Origin of the sequence: Pseudorhizobium endolithicum (assembly GCF_902153245.2) — a bacterium.
GTDB classification, from domain to species: domain Bacteria; phylum Pseudomonadota; class Alphaproteobacteria; order Rhizobiales; family Rhizobiaceae; genus Neorhizobium; species Neorhizobium endolithicum.
In genome coordinates this window covers 347,346-366,555 of record NZ_CABFWF030000014.1, presented here as the reverse complement: position 1 = coordinate 366,555, position 19,210 = coordinate 347,346, and the positions used below count along the sequence as shown (strand labels likewise).

Annotated in this window: 15 protein-coding genes and 1 pseudogene; 10 read left to right on the top strand and 6 right to left on the bottom strand. The window is 62.7% G+C overall.

The window, feature by feature from the left end; all coding sequences use genetic code 11:
* Positions 1-8 precede the first annotated feature (8 nt).
* The 6 genes from iolG (at position 9) to iolB (ending at position 7,494) form a co-directional block, all read left to right on the top strand.
* Entirely contained in the window at positions 9-995 is a 987-nt protein-coding gene (iolG, locus tag RTCK_RS16905) for an inositol 2-dehydrogenase (protein ID WP_142593639.1), read from the top strand.
* Between the two features lie 7 nt (positions 996-1,002).
* Complete coding sequence (locus tag RTCK_RS16900; RefSeq protein ID WP_142523630.1) at positions 1,003-1,830, top strand: MurR/RpiR family transcriptional regulator; 828 nt, start codon at positions 1,003-1,005, stop codon at positions 1,828-1,830.
* Between the two features lie 23 nt (positions 1,831-1,853).
* Positions 1,854-3,809 (top strand): bifunctional 5-dehydro-2-deoxygluconokinase/5-dehydro-2-deoxyphosphogluconate aldolase, encoded by a 1,956-nt coding sequence (locus RTCK_RS16895; RefSeq protein ID WP_142593638.1) that lies wholly within the window; start codon positions 1,854-1,856, stop codon positions 3,807-3,809.
* Entirely contained in the window at positions 3,806-5,641 is a 1,836-nt protein-coding gene (gene iolD, locus RTCK_RS16890) for a 3D-(3,5/4)-trihydroxycyclohexane-1,2-dione acylhydrolase (decyclizing) (protein WP_142593637.1), read from the top strand. The genes RTCK_RS16895 and iolD overlap by 4 nt, the downstream gene beginning before the upstream one ends.
* A 70-nt stretch (positions 5,642-5,711) precedes the next feature.
* Positions 5,712-6,614, top strand: coding sequence for a myo-inosose-2 dehydratase (iolE, locus tag RTCK_RS16885; protein WP_142523627.1), 903 nt, complete (start codon positions 5,712-5,714; stop codon positions 6,612-6,614).
* A gap of 61 nt (positions 6,615-6,675) precedes the next feature.
* Positions 6,676-7,494, top strand: a complete 819-nt coding sequence (gene iolB, locus RTCK_RS16880; RefSeq protein WP_142523626.1) for a 5-deoxy-glucuronate isomerase — start codon at positions 6,676-6,678, stop codon at positions 7,492-7,494.
* A gap of 137 nt (positions 7,495-7,631) precedes the next feature.
* Here the strand turns inward: iolB and RTCK_RS20955 are convergent.
* Positions 7,632-7,852 (bottom strand): annotated as a pseudogene (locus tag RTCK_RS20955) (peptidase); the annotation flags it as partial.
* Here RTCK_RS20955 and RTCK_RS16875 point away from each other — a divergent pair.
* Positions 7,800-8,222: an FCD domain-containing protein gene (locus tag RTCK_RS16875; RefSeq protein WP_142523625.1), complete on the top strand. Its 423-nt coding sequence runs from the start codon at positions 7,800-7,802 to the stop codon at positions 8,220-8,222. The pseudogene RTCK_RS20955 and the gene RTCK_RS16875 overlap by 53 nt on opposite strands.
* Before the next feature lie 22 nt (positions 8,223-8,244).
* Here RTCK_RS16875 and urtE read toward each other — a convergent pair whose 3' ends face one another.
* The 5 genes from urtE to urtA form a co-directional block, all read right to left on the bottom strand.
* Positions 8,245-8,940 (bottom strand): urea ABC transporter ATP-binding subunit UrtE, encoded by a 696-nt coding sequence (gene urtE, locus RTCK_RS16870; RefSeq protein ID WP_142593636.1) that lies wholly within the window; start codon positions 8,938-8,940, stop codon positions 8,245-8,247.
* 24 nt (positions 8,941-8,964) lie between these two features.
* The gene (gene urtD / locus RTCK_RS16865; RefSeq protein ID WP_142593635.1) at positions 8,965-9,726 is read right to left on the bottom strand and encodes an urea ABC transporter ATP-binding protein UrtD; all 762 of its coding nucleotides are present in this window, start codon (positions 9,724-9,726) and stop codon (positions 8,965-8,967) included.
* Between the two features lie 3 nt (positions 9,727-9,729).
* A complete protein-coding gene (gene urtC, locus RTCK_RS16860) occupies positions 9,730-10,890 on the bottom strand; it encodes an urea ABC transporter permease subunit UrtC (RefSeq protein ID WP_142593634.1) in 1,161 nt (386 codons plus the stop codon).
* Entirely contained in the window at positions 10,887-12,494 is a 1,608-nt protein-coding gene (gene urtB / locus RTCK_RS16855) for an urea ABC transporter permease subunit UrtB (protein WP_142593633.1), read from the bottom strand. The genes urtC and urtB overlap by 4 nt, the downstream gene beginning before the upstream one ends.
* A 168-nt stretch (positions 12,495-12,662) precedes the next feature.
* A complete protein-coding gene (gene urtA, locus RTCK_RS16850; protein ID WP_142593632.1) occupies positions 12,663-13,952 on the bottom strand; it encodes an urea ABC transporter substrate-binding protein in 1,290 nt (429 codons plus the stop codon).
* Positions 13,953-14,159: 207 nt separating this feature from the next.
* On the opposite strand from urtA, the gene RTCK_RS16845 reads away from it, so the two are divergent.
* The 3 genes from RTCK_RS16845 (at position 14,160) to RTCK_RS16835 (ending at position 18,977) form a co-directional block, all read left to right on the top strand.
* Positions 14,160-14,597 carry a DUF488 domain-containing protein gene (locus tag RTCK_RS16845; RefSeq protein ID WP_142593631.1) on the top strand — a complete coding sequence of 146 codons (438 nt, stop codon included), beginning with the start codon at positions 14,160-14,162 and terminating at the stop codon, positions 14,595-14,597.
* An 86-nt stretch (positions 14,598-14,683) separates the two neighbouring features.
* Positions 14,684-18,064 carry a hybrid sensor histidine kinase/response regulator gene (locus RTCK_RS16840; protein WP_142593630.1) on the top strand — a complete coding sequence of 1,127 codons (3,381 nt, stop codon included), beginning with the start codon at positions 14,684-14,686 and terminating at the stop codon, positions 18,062-18,064.
* A complete protein-coding gene (locus tag RTCK_RS16835) occupies positions 18,057-18,977 on the top strand; it encodes a response regulator transcription factor (protein ID WP_142593629.1) in 921 nt (306 codons plus the stop codon). Before RTCK_RS16840 ends, RTCK_RS16835 begins: the two co-directional genes overlap by 8 nt.
* Positions 18,978-19,210: the final 233 nt, after the last annotated feature.

The following is a 19,210-nucleotide window of genomic DNA, read 5'->3' as shown; positions in this document are numbered from 1 at the left end:
GGATAGACATGACTTTGAAATTCGCCCTTCTCGGCGCTGGTCGCATCGGCAAGGTTCACGCTCGCGCTGTTTCCGGCAATCCCGATGCCGACCTCGGCTTCGTGGCGGATGCCTCAGGCGACGCGGCCAAAGCGATCTCCGAGCAATACGGCTGCCGTGTATCGACTATTGACGAGATCGCCGCCGATCCGGCGGTCGATGCCGTCATCATCTGCACGCCCACCAATACCCATGCCGATCTGATCGAGACGTTCGCGCGCGCCGGAAAGGCCATTTTTTGCGAGAAGCCGGTGGATCTTGATGTCGCCCGTGCCGAAGCGTGCCTGAAGGTCGTTCGGGAAACGGGGGCAAAGCTCATGCTTGGCTTCCAGCGCCGCTACGATCCGCATTTCTCGGCGGTCAGGAAAGCCATTGCCGATGGTCGGATCGGAGAGGTCGAGATGATACAGATCATATCCCGCGACCCAGGCGCCCCGCCCATGGACTACATCAAGAGCTCCGGTGGCATCTTCCGGGACATGACGATCCATGACTTCGACATGGCCCGCTTTCTGCTGGGCGAGGAACCCGTGACCGTCTATGCAACCGCCTCCGTCCTCACCGACAAAGCGATCGAAGGTGTGGATTTCGACAGTGCCTCCGTCACGCTCACCACAGCCTCCGGCAAGCATTGCACTATCTCGAACTCCCGTCGTGCCACCTATGGCTATGATCAGCGGGTGGAGGTGCATGGGTCGAAAGGCACCATCTCAGTCGAAAACCAGCGCCCCGTAACGATCGAACTCGCGACCGGCGCCGGCTTCACCCGCCCCGCCCTGCACGACTTCTTCATGACCCGCTACGTGGAGGCCTATGCCGCCGAGATCGCCGCCTTCGTTTCCGTCGTCAAGGATGGTGCCTCCCCCTCTCCCAGCGGCGAAGATGGCTTGCGCGCCCTCATACTCGCGGACGCGGCCTTCCGTTCAGTAAAGCAGGGCGTCGTGGTCACGCTTTGAGGATCTGATGGTCAAGGGCAAGAACAGTTTCGAGATTCTACGCAGCCGCATCGTCGGCGCGCAGGACACATTGCCGAAGCGCCTGGCGGAGGCGGCAGGCTATGTGCTGGCCAATCCCGACGAGATCGCCCTCGGCACGACCGCCTCCATTGCCAAGGCGGCGCAGGTGCAACCGTCGACGCTGGTCCGGCTTGCTCACCATCTCGGTTATGAAGGCTTCTCGGACCTGCAGCAGGTCTTCCGCGAACGATTGATGGCGCGCGCATCCAGTTACGAAGAGCGTCTCAGCCGGCTAGAAGCGAAGGCATCCCCGGGGACGTTCGACGGCACCGTCATGCATGGCTTCATCGATGCGGCCCGCAATTCCGTGGACAAGCTCTCCGCACAGGTGACGGATGCGGAATTCGCCAAGGTCGTGACGGTGCTGGCCCGCGCCCGCACCATCTATCTCATTGCCCGCCGACGTTCCTATCCGCTTGCCGCACATCTTGCCTATGCGTTCGGCAAGCTTGGCATCCGGGCCATCATGGTCGGCTCCACGAACGGCATAGACGAGGAGATCGCCGACATGGCGCAGGCTGACGATGCAGCCTTCATCTGCTCATTCGCACCTTATGCCTCAGACACGGTGGATCTGGCAGTTCGCCTGCACGACCGGGGCGTGCCGATCGTAGCGCTGACGGACTCGCCGCTCTCGCCCCTCGCTCCGCTGTCCAAGGTCTGGCTCGAGATCGCCGAGAACGACTACGCGGGCTTCCGCTCCATCGCTGCATCCATGGCCATCGTGTCCGCCCTGCCGGTCGCGATCGCCGAGCGGCGGCGGCACATGCAATGAGAACCGACGGAGAAGGTAGCGCTATGCCGAAGGACAACAGCAAACCTCTCGACCTGATCACCATCGGCCGCTCGTCGGTCGATCTCTATGGAGACCAGGTCGGAGGCCGGCTGGAGGATATGCGATCCTTCTCCAAATACATCGGTGGCAGCCCCACCAATATCGCAGCCGGCTCTGCACGACTTGGCCTGAAATCCGCAGTGATCACACGGGTCGGCGACGAGCACATGGGCCGGTTCATTCGCGAACAGTTGCTTGTCGAAGGGGTGGACGTAACCGGGGTAAAGACGGACCCTGCCCGGTTGACCGCTCTGGTTCTGCTTGGCATCCGCGACGAGGACAGCTTCCCGCTCATCTTCTACCGCGAGAACTGCGCGGACATGGCTCTGTGCGAAGACGATATCGAGGAGGAGTTCATCGCCTCCGCCAGTTGTGTCTGCGCCACGGGGACGCATCTTTCCCATCCGCGGACGGAAGCCGCCGTCCTCAAGGCCCTCAACCTCGCCCGCAAGCATGGCGCCAAGACCGCTCTCGACATCGACTATCGCCCGAACCTCTGGGGCCTCGCCGGCCACGGGGCTGGCGAAAGCCGGTTCATCGAATCCGCTGCGGTGACCAGGAAGCTGCAGTCCACCCTCCATCTCTTCGACCTCATCGTCGGGACTGAGGAAGAGTTTCACATCGCCGGCGGCTCTACCGACACCCTCGAAGCGCTGCGGAACGTACGAAAAGTCTCGTCCGCCACCCTCGTCTGCAAGCGCGGCCCTATGGGTGCCGTCGCCTTCGAGGGCGAGATCGGCAGCACGCTGGATGAAGGGCGCTCGGGGCCAGGCTTTCCCATCGAGGTCTTCAATGTCTTAGGCGCCGGAGATGGCTTCATGTCCGGCCTGTTACGCGGTTGGCTGAAAGGCGAAAGCTGGGAGACGGCACTCACCTACGCAAACGCCTGCGGTGCCTTTGCCGTCTCCCGCCATGGCTGCACGCCCGCCTATCCATCCTGGGAGGAACTGCAGTTCTTCCTGAAGCGTGGCGTCAGGCGCCCGGACCTGCGCAATGATCCGGCGCTGGAGCAGATCCACTGGTCGACCAACCGCAAAGGCGAATGGCCGCATGTACGCATCTTTGCCTTCGATCACCGGATGCAACTTGAAGCCCTTGCCGAGGAGGCGGGGGGTCCGCCGGGACGGATCGGGCAGTTCAAGACGCTCTGCCTGCAGGCTGCCTTGGAGGTTGCGGACGGTCGGCAGGGTTACGGCGTCCTCTGCGATGACCGCCTGGGACGCAAGGCGCTGCATGCTGCGGCGGGCACCGGGCTTTGGGTCGGGCGCCCGACCGAATGGCCGGGCTCGAGGCCGCTTGCGCTGGAGCCGGACCTCGGGCCGGATTGCGGCGGGCTCGAAAATTGGCCGAAGGATCACGTGGTCAAGGTGCTGTGCTTCTGCCATCCGGACGATGACGAGGAATTGCGGGCAAAGCAGGAAGAAACCCTGTTGCGCCTTTTCACCGCCGCTCGGCGCAACGATCTGGAGTTCCTGCTCGAGATCATTCCGTCCAAGGTGGCGCCAGTCACGGATGGCGCCACGGCGCAGTTGATCCGTCGCTTCTACGAGATCGGCATCTACCCGGACTGGTGGAAGCTCGAGCCGATGCGCTCTTCAGCCGCTTGGCAGTCCGCCTGCGAGGCGATCCAGGAGAACGACCCTCACGTCCGCGGCATCGTCATCCTCGGACTGGATGCGCCGGAGGCAGAGCTGGCCGACAGCTTCCGCGCCGCGGCAGGGTTCCACCTGGTGAAGGGATTTGCAGTGGGCCGTACCATCTTCGCCGATGCGGCGCGCGGCTGGATGAAAGGCGAGATTGGTGACGGGGAAGCGGTCGAGATGATGAAGGAGCGGTATGCACGCCTGTGTGCCATCTGGGACGAAGCGCGGGCGCCTCGACTGGACGCTCGTGGAGAGATTGCGGGAGAAGTAGCATGACGACCATCCGTCTGACGGCGGCGCAGGCCGCGATCCGGTTTATCGCCAACCAGCTGAACGAGGACGGCGTCCCCTTCATCGCCGGCTGCTGGGCCATCTTCGGCCACGGAAACGTGGCGGGGATCGGCGAGGCTCTCCACAGCGAACGTGAAAATCTTCCGACCTGGCGCGGGCACAACGAACAGACCATGGCGCATGCTGCGATCGCCTATGCGAAGCAGCTTGGCCGGCGCCGGGCGATGATGGTCACCTCCTCCATAGGGCCCGGCGCCACCAACATGGTGACGGCCGCCGCGCTCGCGCATGTCAACCGGCTGCCGGTGCTCTTGATGCCCGGCGACGTCTTCGCCGGACGAGGCCCGGATCCGGTTCTGCAGCAGATCGAGGATTTCGGCGATGGTACGGTTTCGGCCAATGACTGCTTCCGCCCCGTCAGCCGCTACTTCGATCGCATCATGCGGCCGGAGCAATTGCTCACGGCGCTCCCGCGTGCGTTCCGCACCATGATGGACCCCGCCGAATGCGGACCGGTCACTCTGGCATTCTGTCAGGATGTCCAGGCGGAAGCCTACGACTGGCCCGAGTCGTTCTTCGACAAAAAGGTGTGGCGCATCCGTCGCCCTCAGCCGGATCCCGTCGAAGTCCGGCAGGTTGCCGACATCCTCAGGACGGCACAGAACCCGGTCATCATCGCCGGCGGCGGTGTCCACTATGGACGCGCCCATGCCGAATTGGCGGCATTTGCCGAACGCTTTCGCATCCCCGTCGTGGAAACCCAGGCTGGCAAGTCCTCGCTTCCATGGGACCATCAGCTGAACTTCGGTCCGGTCGGCGTGACAGGGGCATCGAGCGCCAACGCGGTCTGCGCCGAGGCCGACGTCGTCCTCGGTGTAGGAACCCGCTTCCAGGACTTCACGACGGGCTCCTGGGCCTTGTTCAGCAATCCGGCCTGCAGGCTGATCAGCCTCAACGTCCAGGCCTATGATGCCGCAAAGCACGGGGCCGAACCTCTTTGCGCCGATGCAGCGGCAGGGCTTTCTATCCTTGCCGAGGCCCTTGGCGGCGCTCGTTTCGCAGCGCCCGATCCTGCTCTCAAGGCGGACTGGTTCAGAGCCGCCGATGAGGTGACCGCCGCACCGGATCCCGAGGAAAAAAACGCGCTACCGACCGACATGCAGGTTATCGGCGCCGTACAGCGATCAGCAGGTCCGGATACCGTGGTGATGTGCGCCGCCGGGACAATGCCAGGAGAACTGCACAAGCTCTGGAAAGCCGGCCGGCCGATGTCCTACCACATGGAATACGGCTATTCCTGCATGGGCTACGAGATCGCCGGCGCGATCGGCATCAAGATGGCGGAACCGGACCGGGATGTCGTGTGCATGATCGGCGACGGCTCCTACATGATGGCCAATTCCGAACTGGCGACGGCCGCGATGATGGGCATCAAGATCACCCTGATCGTCACCGACAATCGCGGTTTCGGATGCATCAATCGCCTGCAGATGAGCACCGGCGGCGCGGAGTTCAACAACCTTCTCGACCATGCCCGGCACGTTAACCCGTCACGGATCGATTTCGCCGCCCATGCAGCGTCCATGGGGGCTGAGACGCGCAAGGTCAGCAGAATCTCGGAAATGGAAGCAGCCCTTAAAGATGCGCGTGAGGCAAGCGGGCCATTCGTCATCGTCATCGATACCGATCCCTATCCGTCCACAGAGGCCGGCGGCGCATGGTGGGATGTGGCCGTGCCCGAGGTCTCGGCACGCGACACGGTGCGCAAGGCGCGGGAAAATTATCTGGAAAACCTGAAGCGCCAAAGGACCAACTGAGTTCAGTGCCTCGGGCAGTTGAACACATTGCACGACAACCGGCCGCTACGGGAGCGGCGAGAGGATTCACATGAGCGTCAAGATCGGCATCTCTCCCATAGCCTGGCAGAACGACGATCTGCCGGACCTCACCGCTGCCTACTCGATGGAGCAGGCGCTAAAGGAGGCACGGGAGATCGGCTATACCGGCGTTGAACGCGGCCGGCGCATGCCGCAGGATACGGAGGGCCTGAGGCTCTTTCTCGAGCGCTTCGACATAGCCCTTTGTGGCGGCTGGTGCTCCGGGAATCTGCTTGTTTCGGAGGTTGCGACGGAACGTGCCGCGATTGCTCAGCAAGTCGAACAGTTCGGGGCGCTGGGAGCCCCTTGCATCGTCTATGCCGAATGCTCCAACACAGTGCAGGGCCAGATCGGCGTGCCCGTCAACGACCGGCCGAAGCTGTCGCGTGACGAGGTCTACGCCTATGGCCGCAAGCTCACCGAAATCGCCAAGTGGACGGCAGGTCAGGGCGTCACCCTCTCCTACCACCACCACATGGGCGCCTTTGTCGAGGATCAGGATGATATCGACTGGCTGATGGCTTCGTCGGGACCCGAGGTAACCCTCTGCTTTGATACCGGCCACCTCGTCTTCGGCGGCGGCGACATCGCAAGGACCATGGATCGCTGGGGCGACCGCATCCACCATGTCCACTTCAAGGATATCCGCCCGGACGTTGTCCGGGACGTCCGGAAAAACGACAGGAGCTTCCTGGATGGCGTGGTTGCCGGTGCTTTCACGGTGCCCGGCGACGGTGCCATTGATTTTCAGGAAGTGGCCCAACGCTTGAAGGCAATGGATTACGAGGGCTGGATCGTAGTCGAGGCGGAGCAGGATCCAGCCAAAGCACCACCTTACGAATACTCGAAGAAGGGTTACGAGCACATCCTGGCCGTTTGCGCCAAGGCAGGACTGACGATCGGGACTGGGTGATGAGCGAGCATCAGCAACCCACTCCCGCCGGGGCCATCATAACCAGCCGAAGGAACAGCCAATGTCCGATCTTTTGATCAAGCCGAAGGGCACCACCGGCAAGGTTCACGACATCACCGTGAACAGCGCCCGAACGGGAAAGTCTCCTGATTGGGCCTATGTCGGCTTCGGCCTATACCGTCTGAAGGCAGGCGACCGGGTGGAGGAGCGGACGGGAGACCGCGAGGTGATCCTCGTGCTCGTTGAAGGCAAGGCGGAGATATCCGGCGTAGATGGAAACTTCGGCACGCTTGGCGACCGCATGAACGTGTTCGAGCGCAGGAAGCCCGCCTGCGTCTATGTCCCCAACGACAGCCAATGGGCTGCGGCTGCTGTCACGGATTGCACCCTTGCCGTCTGCACCGCACCCGGCAGGGGCAGCCACAGGGCGCGCGTCCTCAATGTCCCGGATCTCGTCACCCGCGGCAAAGGTGCCAATACGCGATACATCTTTCCGATTGCCATGGAAGAGTCCGATGTGGCCGACAGCCTTCTGGTGACCGAAGTCTTCACCCCCGCCGGCAACTGGTCCTCCTATCCCCCGCATCGTCATGATGAGGACCGGTTTCCGGAGATGACCTATCTCGAAGAAACCTACTACCACCGCCTGAACCCTGAGCAGGGCTACGGCCACCAGCGCGTATTCACCGAAGACGGTGAACTGGACGAAACCCTGAGCGTCTCAAATCACGACGTCGTGCTGGTCCCGAAAGGCCACCACCCCTGCGCCGCCCCCTACGGCTATGACATGTACTATCTCAACGTCATGGCCGGGCCGCTCCGCAAGTGGCGCTTTCAGAACCACCCGGCCCATGACTGGATCGCGAAGCGGGATGGCTGAGCATTCGCCGAAACGACAGCGGCGCGCCGGGTTGGAGGATGACGATAAGTCACGCCATCGGCTTCGCATTGTCCACAGTTTCCAGGAAGGTCCGATGTGGTGAGAAACCTCCGGCAGGGAGCGGGCAAACAAGACCGCTAGAACTTGAGATCGGCGAGGCTCTTGAAGGCGGCTTTGAGAGCGTGCGACCAGCCCTCCGAGATCGCACGAAATGAAGGATCATCATGTTCGACCCGTTTCTGGTGACACCGCTTGAAGCTGTCGGTGGCGTAGCAAAGTAGGTCGATCGGCATCCGACCGACAGGTTGGACTTGAGCGTTGAATCAAAGGAAACCAGAAGTACTGCCGCCGACATCGCGCGCTTCAGGCGCCAGCTGGAGGAAGAGGCCCATGGTATTTCGCAGAATGGTCCTGCCGCCCGGCGCGCCGAAATCAAGGCCTCCGGCGACTTCCACCCGATACCCGCGTCTCTGTCCGGGAACGACATATTGAAGCGGTTCATGGAAGAGTTGGTCGCACGCTACTCACTCGTCATCGCGCTGTACGGCCGTTCAGGCGCATCCAGTTGCGGCCATGATCACCATACGGAACTGCTTGATGCGCTGGCAAAAGGCGATGAAATACTGGCCCAAGACGTGATGCTTCGTCATATTGCTCACCTGGAGGCAGACCTTGATTTGCGAACACGGGAGCCAATGAGTCTGAGGGATGCGCTCTTTCTCCGGTGACTACAGCACATCATGCTGCTTCTCAGACCGTGAGGTGCCGTCTGACTTCTGGCGTATCCAACGTTTCAGCAAGTCCTTCATGCACGATCTCGCCACGATCCATGATGTAGACCCGATCGGCGATTTCACGACAGAAGTCGAGATACTGTTCCACCAGCAGGATCGCCATGCCGGTTGAGTCCCTCAGGTAGCGGATCGCCCGGCCAATATCCGTGATGATGGATGGCTGGATGCCTTCCGTGGGCTCGTCGAGCACGAGGATCTTCGGTCGCATGACCATGGCCCGGCCGATCGCCAGTTGCTGCTGCTGGCCGCCGGAGAGATCGCCGCCGCGCCGCGACAGCATGCTGCCGAGCACGGGAAACAGACTGAAAATCTCATCCGGGATGAAACGGTCCTTGCGCGGGAGCGGAGCAAAGCCGGATTCGAGGTTCTCCTGCACCGTGAGGAGCGGGAAGATCTCGCGGCCCTGAGGCACATAGCCGAGCCCCTGTCTGGCCCGCGCGTAAGGAGCGAGACCGTTCAGCGTGGCGTTTTCGAAAGTGATCGTGCCGGCGCTAACGGGATGCTGGCCGGTGATGGCGCGCAGGAGCGAGCTTTTTCCCACACCGTTGCGGCCGAGCACGCAGGTGATCTTGCCCCTATCGGCGTTGATGGAGACGCCGCGCAGCGCCTGCGCAGCCCCGTAATGGAGGTTGATGTTGTCGACTGCCAGCATGGACACTCCCCTTTCGGCTGCGCCTCAGCGCCCCAGATAGTTCTCGATCACCTTCGGGTTGTTCGACACGAAATCGATCGATCCCTCGGCCAGCACCGAGCCTTCCGTCAGGCACGTCACCTTGACCCCCAGGTCGCGGATGAAGCCCATGTCGTGCTCCACGACGACGACGGAGCGCGTCTTTGCAATCTCGCGCAGCAGGATGGCCGTCTCCGCCGTCTCGGCGTCGGTCATGCCGGCCACAGGCTCGTCGACAAGCAGAAGCTTCGGCTCCTGCGCGAGCAGCATGCCGATCTCCAGCCACTGCTTCTGGCCGTGCGACAGGTTGGCGGCAAGCTCCTGCCGGCGATGGGTGAGCCGGATGGTGGACAGGATCTCCTCGATCCGGTCGCGATCCTCGGGCGTCAAGCGATAGAAGAGCGTGGCGAAGACGCCGCGCGAGCGGTTCAGAGCCAGTTCCAGATTGTCCCAGACCGTATGGCTCTCGAACACGGTCGGCTTCTGGAATTTGCGACCGATACCCAGTTGCGCGATATCGGCCTCGTCCTTCTTCGTCAGGTCGACGGAATCCTCAAACAGCACCCTCCCCGTATCCGGCCGCGTCTTGCCGGTGATGATATCCATCATCGTAGTCTTGCCGGCGCCGTTCGGGCCGATGATCGCCCTCAGTTCGCCCGGCTCCACCACGAAGGAGAGCCCGTTCAGGGCCTTGAAACCATCGAAGGCGACGGAGACGTTGTCGAGGTAGAGCAGGCTCTTCGCTCGGGTTTCGGAAACGGTCGTCATCGGTTACTCCGCTGCCTGCGGCAGGACGTCGGCATCCCTGCCCTTCTCTGCATCCTCTGCAGCCTTCATCGCCTTGCGCCCGCTCCAGCCCTGCTGGATCGTCCCGACAATGCCCTTCGGCAGGAAAAGCGTGACGGCGATGAAGAGCCCGCCCAGTGCGTAGAGCCAGAATTCCGGGAAGGCGCCGGTGAAGTAGCTTTTGCCGGCATTGACCAGAACCGCGCCGATGATCGGCCCGATCAGCGTGCCGCGGCCCCCGACCGCCGTCCAGACGACGACCTCGATGGAATTGGCCGGCGCGAATTCGCCGGGGTTGATGATGCCGACCTGCGGCACGAAGAGCGCACCGGCGATCCCCGCCATCATCGCGGAAACGACGAAGGTGAACAGCTTGATGTTCTCGACGCGGAAGCCGAGAAAGCGCACCCGGCTTTCAGCGTCGCGCACGCCGACCAGCACCTTGCCGAACTTGGAGCGGACGATGCCCGATGCGAGCAACAGGCAGAGCGCCAGCATCATGGCCGACATCGCAAACAGCACGTTGCGTGTGCCGGCTGCCTGGACCGGGAAGCCAAGGATCTCCTTGTAGTCCGTCAGTCCGTTATTGCCGCCGAAACCCATGTCATTGCGGAAGAAGGCGAGCATCAGCGCATAGGTCATCGCCTGCGTGATGATCGACAGATACACGCCGTTGACGCGGCTGCGGAAGGCAAACCAGCCGAACAGGAAGGCAAGCAGCCCCGGGACCACCAGCACCATCAGCATGGCGAAGGGGAACATGTCGAAGCCGTACCAGAACCACGGCAGTTCCCGCCAGTTCAGGAAGACCATGAAATCCGGCAGGACTGGATCGCCATAGACGCCGCGGCTACCGATCTGGCGCATAAGGTACATGCCCATGGCATAGCCCCCGAGCGCGAAGAAGGCGCCATGGCCAAGCGAGAGGATGCCGCAATAGCCCCAGACCAGATCAAGCGCCAACGCGAGCAGCGCGTAGCAGAGATACTTGCCTAACAGCGACACCGCGTAAGTCGGAACGTGGAAGGCACTTTCGAGCGGCACCAGGAGATTCAGTGCCGGCACAAGCAGAGCGATCGCAAGCAAGATGCCGATGGCGACGACGATCTTGCCGTCGAGCGCGCGAAGAACAAAACGGGTGATCATGCTTCCACCGCCCTTCCCTTGAGCGCGAAGAGGCCGCGCGGTCGCTTCTGGATGAAGAGGATGATCAGCACCAGTACGAAGATCTTGCCGAGCACCGCGCCAGCCCAGGGCTCCAGGAACTTGTTGAGGACGCCAAGCGACAGCGCCCCGACCAAGGTACCCCACAGATTGCCGACGCCGCCGAACACCACCACCATGAAGCTGTCGATGATGTAGCCCTGGCCAAGGTTCGGCGAGACGTTATCGATCTGCGAAAGCGCCACGCCGGCGATCCCCGCGATCCCCGAGCCGAGCGCGAAGGTAAAGGCGTCAACCCAAGGCGTGCGGATACCCATGGAAGAAGCCATGCGCCGGTTCTGCGTCACCGCCCGCATCTGCAGTCCGAAGAAAGACTTCTTCATCAGCACCAGCAGCGCAAAGAAGATCGAAAGCGAGAAAAGGATGATCCACATGCGGTTCCAGGTGACCATCATGCCGCCAAGCGGAAACGAGCCGGACATCCAGGAGGGATTGCCGACCTCCTGGTTCGTCGGCCCGAATATCGAACGGATCGCCTGCTGCAGGATCAGCGAGACGCCCCAGGTGGCAAGCAGGGTCTCCAGTGGCCGGCCGTAGAGGAAGCGGATGACGCCCCGCTCGATGGCAAGGCCCACGGCAGCCGTCACCAGGAACGCCACCGGCAGGGCGATCGCCAGCGACCAGTCGAACAGCTGCGGCGCACTGGAGCGGATGACGTCCTGGACGACGAAGGTGGAATAGGCGCCGAGCATCACCATCTCGCCATGCGCCATGTTAATGACACCCATGACGCCGAAGGTGATGGCAAGGCCGATCGCCGCAAGCAACAGCACCGAGCCGAGCGACAGGCCGTACCAGACGTTCTGCGCCATGTCCCAGAGAGCGAGTTCGCCTTCAATTGCGGTGATCGCCTTGTCGAGATCGTCCTTCAGGCCCTCATCGACCGATGATTGTGCCGAACGCAGCACCGAAATCGCCTTGCGGCCGCCCTTGGCCGCTAGCGTTTCGATTGCCGCGCGCTTCTCCTCGAGCGAACGGTCGGAGGATAGCAGCGACACCGCCCTCGCCTCCTCCATGCGAGTCTTCACCTCGGCATCGGTTTCCTTGGCGAGTGCGGCTTCCAGAAGCTGCAGGTTCTCGGCGCTCGGCGCACCCAGAATGGCGGTTGCCGCCTGAAGCCGCGCGCCGCGATCCGGGCTCATCAGCGTCAGCCCCCCGAGCGAGGCCCGGATCGCGCGCCGCAGATTGTTATTGACCTTGATCTTCGTCGCCGCCGATTTCGCCACCTCTCCGGCCTCGGCGCCGGTCAACGGATCGACCAGCGCAATCTGGGATCCAGCAGACCTGCCGATGAACACCACACCATCGGCCTTGCGGGCATAGAGATCGCCTTCCGCAAACGCCTCGAGCGGCGCGACGACACGCGGATCGCCTGTCGCGGCAACTTCGGCGATCAGTTCTTCCGCCTGCTTGAAGTTCGCCTTGGCCAGAGCATCGATCAGCGGCTTGGGATCGGTGCCCTGTGCCAAAGGGGGTACGGCCGATGCGAGAACGAGAAAGATAAGACTGAAGATACGGATGAGCATAGGTGTCCCCGTGGAAGCGGCTGGTTGCCCTTGCTCCCTCTTCTCCCCGTCGGGGAGAAGTGCCGAGCGAATGCGAGGCGATGAGGGGGAAGCCGTCAGGCTTCGCCTCCCCCTCATCCGGTCCTTCGGACCACCTTCTCCCCGCGGGGAGAAGGGGAACCGCCGCTATCAGCTCCCCTTGCCGCCGCATTTGCCGGTGGCGACGTTGAAGTTGCCGCACTCCATCGGCTTGCGCCAATCGGCAATGAGGTCTTTGGAGTCCGGCAGGTAGTCGGACCACTCGTCGCCGACGACGGCCGGCGTTTCCTGAACGACCTCGAACTGGCCGTCCGCCTGGATCTCGCCGATCAGCACCGGCTTGGTGATGTGGTGGTTCGGCATGACGGTGGAGTGGCCGCCCGAAAGGTTCGGGACGGAAACTCCGATGATGCTGTCGAGCACGGCGTCGGTATCCGTAGTGCCGGCGGCTTCGACGGCCTTCACCCAGGCGTTGAAGCCGATATAGGCGGCTTCCATCGGGTCGTTGGTGACGCGCTTGTCGTTCTTCGTGAAGGCGTGCCAGGTCTCGATGAACTCGGCATTTGCATCGCTTTCCACGGACTGGAAGTAGTTCCAGGCGGCCAGATGGCCGACCAGCGGACCGGTATCGAGGCCGGCCAGCTCTTCCTCACCGACCGAGAAGGCGACGACGGGTATGTCTTCGGCCTTGACGCCCTGGTTGGCGAGTTCCTTGTAGAAGGGCACGTTGGCGTCGCCGTTGATGGTCGAGACGACGGCGGTCTTCTTGCCGGCGGAACCGAAGTTCTTGATGTCCGTCACGATCGTCTGCCAGTCGGAATGGCCGAAGGGCGTGTAGTTGATCATGATGTCTTCCTCGGCCACGCCCTTCGACATCAGGTAGGCCTTGAGGATCTTGTTGGTCGTCTGCGGATAGACGTAGTCGGTACCGGCCAGCACCCAGCGCTCGACGCCTTCGGTCTCGGCCAGATAGTCGACGGCCGGGATCGCCTGCTGGTTCGGGGCGGCACCGGTGTAGAAGATGTTGCGCGAGGATTCCTCGCCCTCGTACTGAACCGGGTAGAACAGGATCGAGTTCAACTCCTCGAACACCGGCAGGACGGACTTGCGCGACGAGGACGTCCAGCAACCGAAGACGGCGGCTACCTTGTCCTGCGAAATCAACTGGCGGGCCTTTTCAGCGAAGAGCGGCCAGTCGGATGCGGGATCGACGACGACGGCTTCGAGCTTCTTGCCGAGAATGCCGCCCTTCTTGTTCTGCTCCTCGACGAGCATCAGCATGGCGTCCTTGAGAGTCGTCTCGGAGATTGCCATCGTGCCCGAAAGCGAGTGCAGAACACCGATCTTGATCGTGTCTTCCTGGGCAAAGGCGCCGTTGAAGGCCGTGGTGGAGAGTGCTGCGGCAAGCAGTGCGCCGCCGAGCCTTGCGCAAATCTTCATGATCGAACCCCTCTTCTTGTTCGTTCGCACCGGAAGCGTCAGGCCTGACCGTTGCTACGCGGACTATCCGATGCTGCATCGCAAACCCGTATACGTAGAATGACGTACCGGAGGGGGAGAAACGGGAAGCCGGCCGTCAGCCCTGCGGCAGCAACATTGACAGCGGCCATCACCTGGCCCGATATGCTCGGCAGCGGAGGGAGATCCATGCAGGTCAGCACGATCGGGTTCACCAGGACCAGCGCCGAGCATTTCTTCGGCCGGATCAGGGACGCCGGGGTGAAGAAGGTGATCGATGTGCGGCTGCACAACACTTCTCAACTCGCGGCCTTCGCGAAGGCGGATGACCTGCCCTTCTTTCTCAAAGAACTTTGCGGCGCGGGCTATGTGCATGAGCCGCTGCTTGCTCCGACGGAAGAGATCATGACGGCCTTCAAGAAGGAGAAGGGCAACTGGGAAACCTTCCGGCACGACTTCCTCGGCTTGATGTCCGACCGCAAGGTAGAGACCCGATTCAAAGCAGAAACCTTCGACGGTGCCTGCCTCCTCTGCTCAGAGGACAAGCCGCACCACTGCCACCGCAGCCTCGTCTGCGACTATCTGAATGCCAGGTGGGGCGGCCGGCTTTCCATCCGGCATCTCTAATCTCCCCTCGGGGCTTGCAAAATTGGACGGCCCACACGAAAGTGCCTAATAGATAGACACACCATCAAGGGCGCCAGATATTAGGCATGGCCGCACGCCAACGCATCATTCCGGTCCGCCGGGAGTATAACCGCTGGGTCGCGGACCAGACGCTGGAGGATTACGCGCTGCGCTTCACCGCCAAGAGCGCGCGCCGTTTCTCGTCCAGCCGCATCTCGCACACCGCGATCGGCGCGATCTCCTTCCTGGCGCTGGAGGCGATCGGCGGGGCGATCACCCTGTCCTACGGCACGACCAATGCCTTCTTCGCCATCATCGCCGCTGCCGTCGCCATGCTGGTGGTCGGCCTTCCGATCAGCCGCTATGCCATCCGCCATGGCGTCGATATCGACCTCCTCACCCGCGGCGCGAGCTTCGGTTATATCGGCTCCACCGTCACCTCGCTTATCTATGCGGGCTTCACCTTCATGCTGTTTGCGATCGAAGCGTCGATCATGACGGGTGCTCTGGAGCTTGCCTTCGGTATCCCGCCCTGGATCGGCTACATCATCAGCGCGGTGGTGGTGATCCCGCTGGTGATCTACGGCGTGCGGCTGATCTCGCGGTTCCAGCTGTTGACCCAGCCCTTCTGGATCATCCTCAACATCCTGCCTTTCGTCTTCATCGCCTTCCTTGACTGGGAGAAGTTCGATCTCTGGCGGGCTTTCGCCGGCATCAATCACTCGAATGCCCAGGTGGGAGGCGCAGCACCCTTCGACCTGCTTGAGTTCGGCGCCGCCTCTGCGGTCATTTTGGCCCTGATGCCCCAGATCGGCGAGCAAGTGGACTTCCTGCGTTTCCTGCCCGCGGAGGGCCAGAGGCGCTGGCGCCATCGGCTCGCAGTCTTCCTGGCCGGTCCCGGCTGGATGGTCGTCGGCGTTCCGAAACTTCTTGCGGGCTCCTTTCTTGCAGTCCTGACCTTGTCGACTGCCGTGCCCGCGAGCCAGGCGGCCGATCCGGCCCATATGTACCTCACCGCCTTCGGCTACATGATCCCGAACGAGACGGCCGCGCTCCTGCTGATGGCGGCATTCGTGGTCGTGTCGCAGCTGAAGATCAACGTGATGAATGCCTATGCCGGGTCGCTCGCTTGGTCGAACTTCTTTTCCCGGCTGACGCACAGCCATCCGGGCCGCGTCGTCTGGCTGATCTTCAACGTCGCGATCGCGCTTCTCCTGATGGAACTCGGCATCTACCGGCTGCTGGAAGCCACGCTCGGGATCTTCTCCATCATCGCCATGAGTTGGCTCTGCACCATCTCGGCCGACCTCTTCATCAACAAGCCGCTAGGCCTGTCACCGCCCGGCATCGAGTTCAAGCGGGCGCATCTCTACGACATCAACCCGGTGGGACTGGGCGCGATGGGCGGTTCGGCAGGCATCGCGCTCGCCGCCCATTTCGGCTTGTTCGGCCCTGTCATGGCCTCGCTCTCCACCTATCTGACGCTCATCGCTTTCCTCCTATCGCCCGCGATCGCCTTTGCCACGAAGGGCCGCTTCTATCTCGCGCGCAAACCGCGCCACAGCTGGAAGAGCCTCGGCTCCATCACCTGTTCGATCTGCGAGCATCCGTTCGAGCCGGAGGACATGGCATGGTGCCCGGCCTATGCCGCGCCGATCTGCTCGCTCTGCTGCTCGCTCGACAGCCGCTGCCATGATATGTGCAAGCCCAACGCGCGCCTCCACGCCCAGGTGGGCTCGGTGGCGAAAACCGTGCTGCCCCAGACCGTCCTCGCCAAGCTGACCACGCGCCTCGGCCGCTACGGGGTGGCGGCGGCTGTCTCCATTTCCATGATCGGCCTCATCCTCGGCATGATCGCCTATCAGGCGGGCCTTGCCGCACCCGCCAATGCCGAGGTGATCTACAGCACCATTCTGATCGTCTTCTTCGTCTTCGCCGTGATCGCCGGCATCGTCTCCTGGTTCTACGTGCTCGCCCACGACAGCCGGGTGGTGGCGGAGGAGGAATCCTCGCGCCAGAACACGCTGCTCCTGCGCGAGATCGCCGCCCACAAGAAGACGGACGCTGCGCTGCAGAAGGCGAAGGAAACGGCGGAAGCGGCCAACCGCGCCAAGAGCCGCTACGTCGTGGGGCTGAGCCATGAACTGCGCACGCCGCTCAATGCGGTGCTCGGCTATGCGCAGATCCTCGAGCGCGACGAGTCCATCCCCGTGCCGCGCCAGTCGGCGATCAAGGTCATCAAGCGTTCCGCAGATCATCTGTCCGGCCTGATCGACGGGCTCCTCGATATTTCCAAGATCGAGGCCGGCCGGCTGCAGGTTTATTCGAACGAGATCAACATCCAGGACTTCCTCGACCAGATCGTCGAGATGTTTTCCCTGCAGGCGCAGGCCAAGGGCCTCAGATTCGAACACGAGCGCGCCCGGGGCCTGCCGCTCTATGTGCGCACCGACGAGAAGCGGCTTCGGCAGATCCTCGTCAACCTGCTCTCCAACGCCGTCAAGTTCACCGATACAGGCACCGTCCGCTTCGAGGTTACCTACCGGAGCCAGGTCGCGACCTTTACTGTAAGCGACACCGGACGCGGCATCCCGGAAAAGGATCTGGCGCGCATCTACGAACCCTTCCAGCGCGGCGAGGCCGACACGGTGAAGCCCATGCCCGGCCTCGGCCTCGGGCTGACGATCACGCGGCTTCTCACCAACACCCTGGGCGGCGAAATCTCGGTAGAAAGCACCCAGGATGAAGGTTCTACCTTCAGGGTGCGGCTGATGCTCTCGGCCATCGACCGCCCGAGCACCGCGCCCGCTCCGGAGCGCCGCATCGTCTCCTACAGCGGGCCGCGGCGGACGATCGTCGTGGTCGACGACAACGAGGACCATCGCGACCTGATGCGGGAACTGCTGGTGCCGATGGATTTCGTGGTGTTGACGGCCGCGAGCGGCCCGGACTGCCTGACGCTGATCGAGGGCATCAGGCCCGACCTATTCCTGGTCGACATCTCCATGCCGGGCATGAGCGGCTGGGATCTGGTGACGAAGCTTCGCGACGGCGGACAGACGGCGCCGATCATCATGCTGTCCGCCAATATCGGCGACGGCTCGGCCGCCACGGCAGAGGGCCATAACGATGCGATCGGCAAGCCGGTCGACCTGCGGCAACTGAGCGACCGGCTCGCAGCCCATCTCGGACTGGTCTGGATCTACGAAGGCGAGCAAGCGGGGGCCGCCGCCCTCCGCTCCCCGGCAAAACTGGTGAGTCCTGGAGAAACTCATCTCCATGACCTGTTGCGTCTCGGCGAGATCGGCTACGTGCGGGGTATCGAGACGAAGCTCGCCGATCTTGCTCAGGCGGAGGAACTGAAGCCTTTCGCTGCGGAACTCGGCGCCTATGTCCAGGCCTTCGACTTCGACGGATACATGACCTTCCTCAACCGCTTCACCGGAGACCGTGCTGCCAATGGCTGACGCCGCCCAATCCCGCGACATCGTTCTCCTGGTGGACGACAGCCCGGAGGCGCTCGGCTTCCTGACGGACGCGCTGGAACAGTCCGGCTTCTCGGTGCTGATCGCTACCTCCGGGCAGGCCGCACTCAACATCGTCGACCGGATTACGCCCGACCTCATCCTACTCGACGCCGTGATGCCGGCCATGGACGGCTTCGCTACCTGCCGGCGGCTGAAAGCCCATCCGGCGATCTCGGAGATCCCGGTGATCTTCATGACCGGGCTGACGGAGACGGAGCACGTGGTCAACGCACTTGATTCCGGCGGCGTGGACTACCTGACGAAGCCGATCAACATCGACGAGTTGCGGGCCCGCATCCGGGTGCACCTTTCGAACGCGCGATCGGTGCAAAGCGCCCGCGTCGCCCTCGATGCAGCAGGGCGCCACCTGCTGGCGGTCAAAAGCGACGGCAGCATCCATTGGTCCACGCCACAGGCAACGCGCCTGGTGAATGCCGCAACCGGCAACGACGACGGTCTCCACATGGTCGCCCAACATATCGCCTGCTGGCTTGCCGCGCGGAACCTGACCGGTGCTCCGTCCGGCGACGCCTTCACGCTGAAACTTCAACAGCCCGCACTGGAGTTGACGTTCTTAGGCGCGATCGGCCCTGAGGAATTCCTGTTCCGGCTGACCGGTTCAAGCCAACATACAGGCGCCGAGGCGCTGCGCCGGCACTTTGCGTTGACCCTGCGGGAATCAGAAGTCCTCGAATGGATCGCCAAGGGCAAGTCAAACCGGGACATCGGCGATATCCTCGGCCTCTCCGCCCGCACGGTCAACAAGCATCTAGAGCAGATTTACGTGAAGCTTGGCGTAGAGAACCGCGCTTCCGCGGCGGTGAAGGCAACGCATGTCATGCATGCGATGTGAACGTTTGGTCCTCTTCGATGGTGTCGACCCCTTAAAAGGTTGACGGAGGTGAAGGGCCTGCTGAAACATATTGTGCTTGGCCAGAACCCTCTGATGAGGTGCCGGCCGTGCCGCGCTGCCAGCCGGTACGCTCAGACGAAAGCTCGCTACCAAGTGGACGTCCCTGCTTGGCGGTAGCAAGGGAGCCGGACGAGCGAGGAAGCATCCTCATGTTGTCAATGAAGCGAGTCGAA

What these genes read in the sequence shown, in the direction of transcription:
- RTCK_RS16845 (WP_142593631.1), top strand. Translation starts at nt 14,160, where the DNA reads ATGCAGGTCAGCACGATCGGGTTCACCAGGACCAGCGCCGAGCATTTC.
- urtC (WP_142593634.1), bottom strand. Translation starts at nt 10,890, where the DNA reads ATGATCACCCGTTTTGTTCTTCGCGCGCTCGACGGCAAGATCGTCGTC.
- urtB (WP_142593633.1), bottom strand. Translation starts at nt 12,494, where the DNA reads ATGCTCATCCGTATCTTCAGTCTTATCTTTCTCGTTCTCGCATCGGCC.
- urtA (WP_142593632.1), bottom strand. Translation starts at nt 13,952, where the DNA reads ATGAAGATTTGCGCAAGGCTCGGCGGCGCACTGCTTGCCGCAGCACTC.
- iolD (WP_142593637.1), top strand. Translation starts at nt 3,806, where the DNA reads ATGACGACCATCCGTCTGACGGCGGCGCAGGCCGCGATCCGGTTTATC.
- urtD (WP_142593635.1), bottom strand. Translation starts at nt 9,726, where the DNA reads ATGACGACCGTTTCCGAAACCCGAGCGAAGAGCCTGCTCTACCTCGAC.
- iolE (WP_142523627.1), top strand. Translation starts at nt 5,712, where the DNA reads ATGAGCGTCAAGATCGGCATCTCTCCCATAGCCTGGCAGAACGACGAT.
- RTCK_RS16840 (WP_142593630.1), top strand. Translation starts at nt 14,684, where the DNA reads ATGGCCGCACGCCAACGCATCATTCCGGTCCGCCGGGAGTATAACCGC.
- RTCK_RS16835 (WP_142593629.1), top strand. Translation starts at nt 18,057, where the DNA reads ATGGCTGACGCCGCCCAATCCCGCGACATCGTTCTCCTGGTGGACGAC.
- RTCK_RS16895 (WP_142593638.1), top strand. Translation starts at nt 1,854, where the DNA reads ATGCCGAAGGACAACAGCAAACCTCTCGACCTGATCACCATCGGCCGC.
- urtE (WP_142593636.1), bottom strand. Translation starts at nt 8,940, where the DNA reads ATGCTGGCAGTCGACAACATCAACCTCCATTACGGGGCTGCGCAGGCG.
- iolB (WP_142523626.1), top strand. Translation starts at nt 6,676, where the DNA reads ATGTCCGATCTTTTGATCAAGCCGAAGGGCACCACCGGCAAGGTTCAC.
- RTCK_RS16900 (WP_142523630.1), top strand. Translation starts at nt 1,003, where the DNA reads ATGGTCAAGGGCAAGAACAGTTTCGAGATTCTACGCAGCCGCATCGTC.
- iolG (WP_142593639.1), top strand. Translation starts at nt 9, where the DNA reads ATGACTTTGAAATTCGCCCTTCTCGGCGCTGGTCGCATCGGCAAGGTT.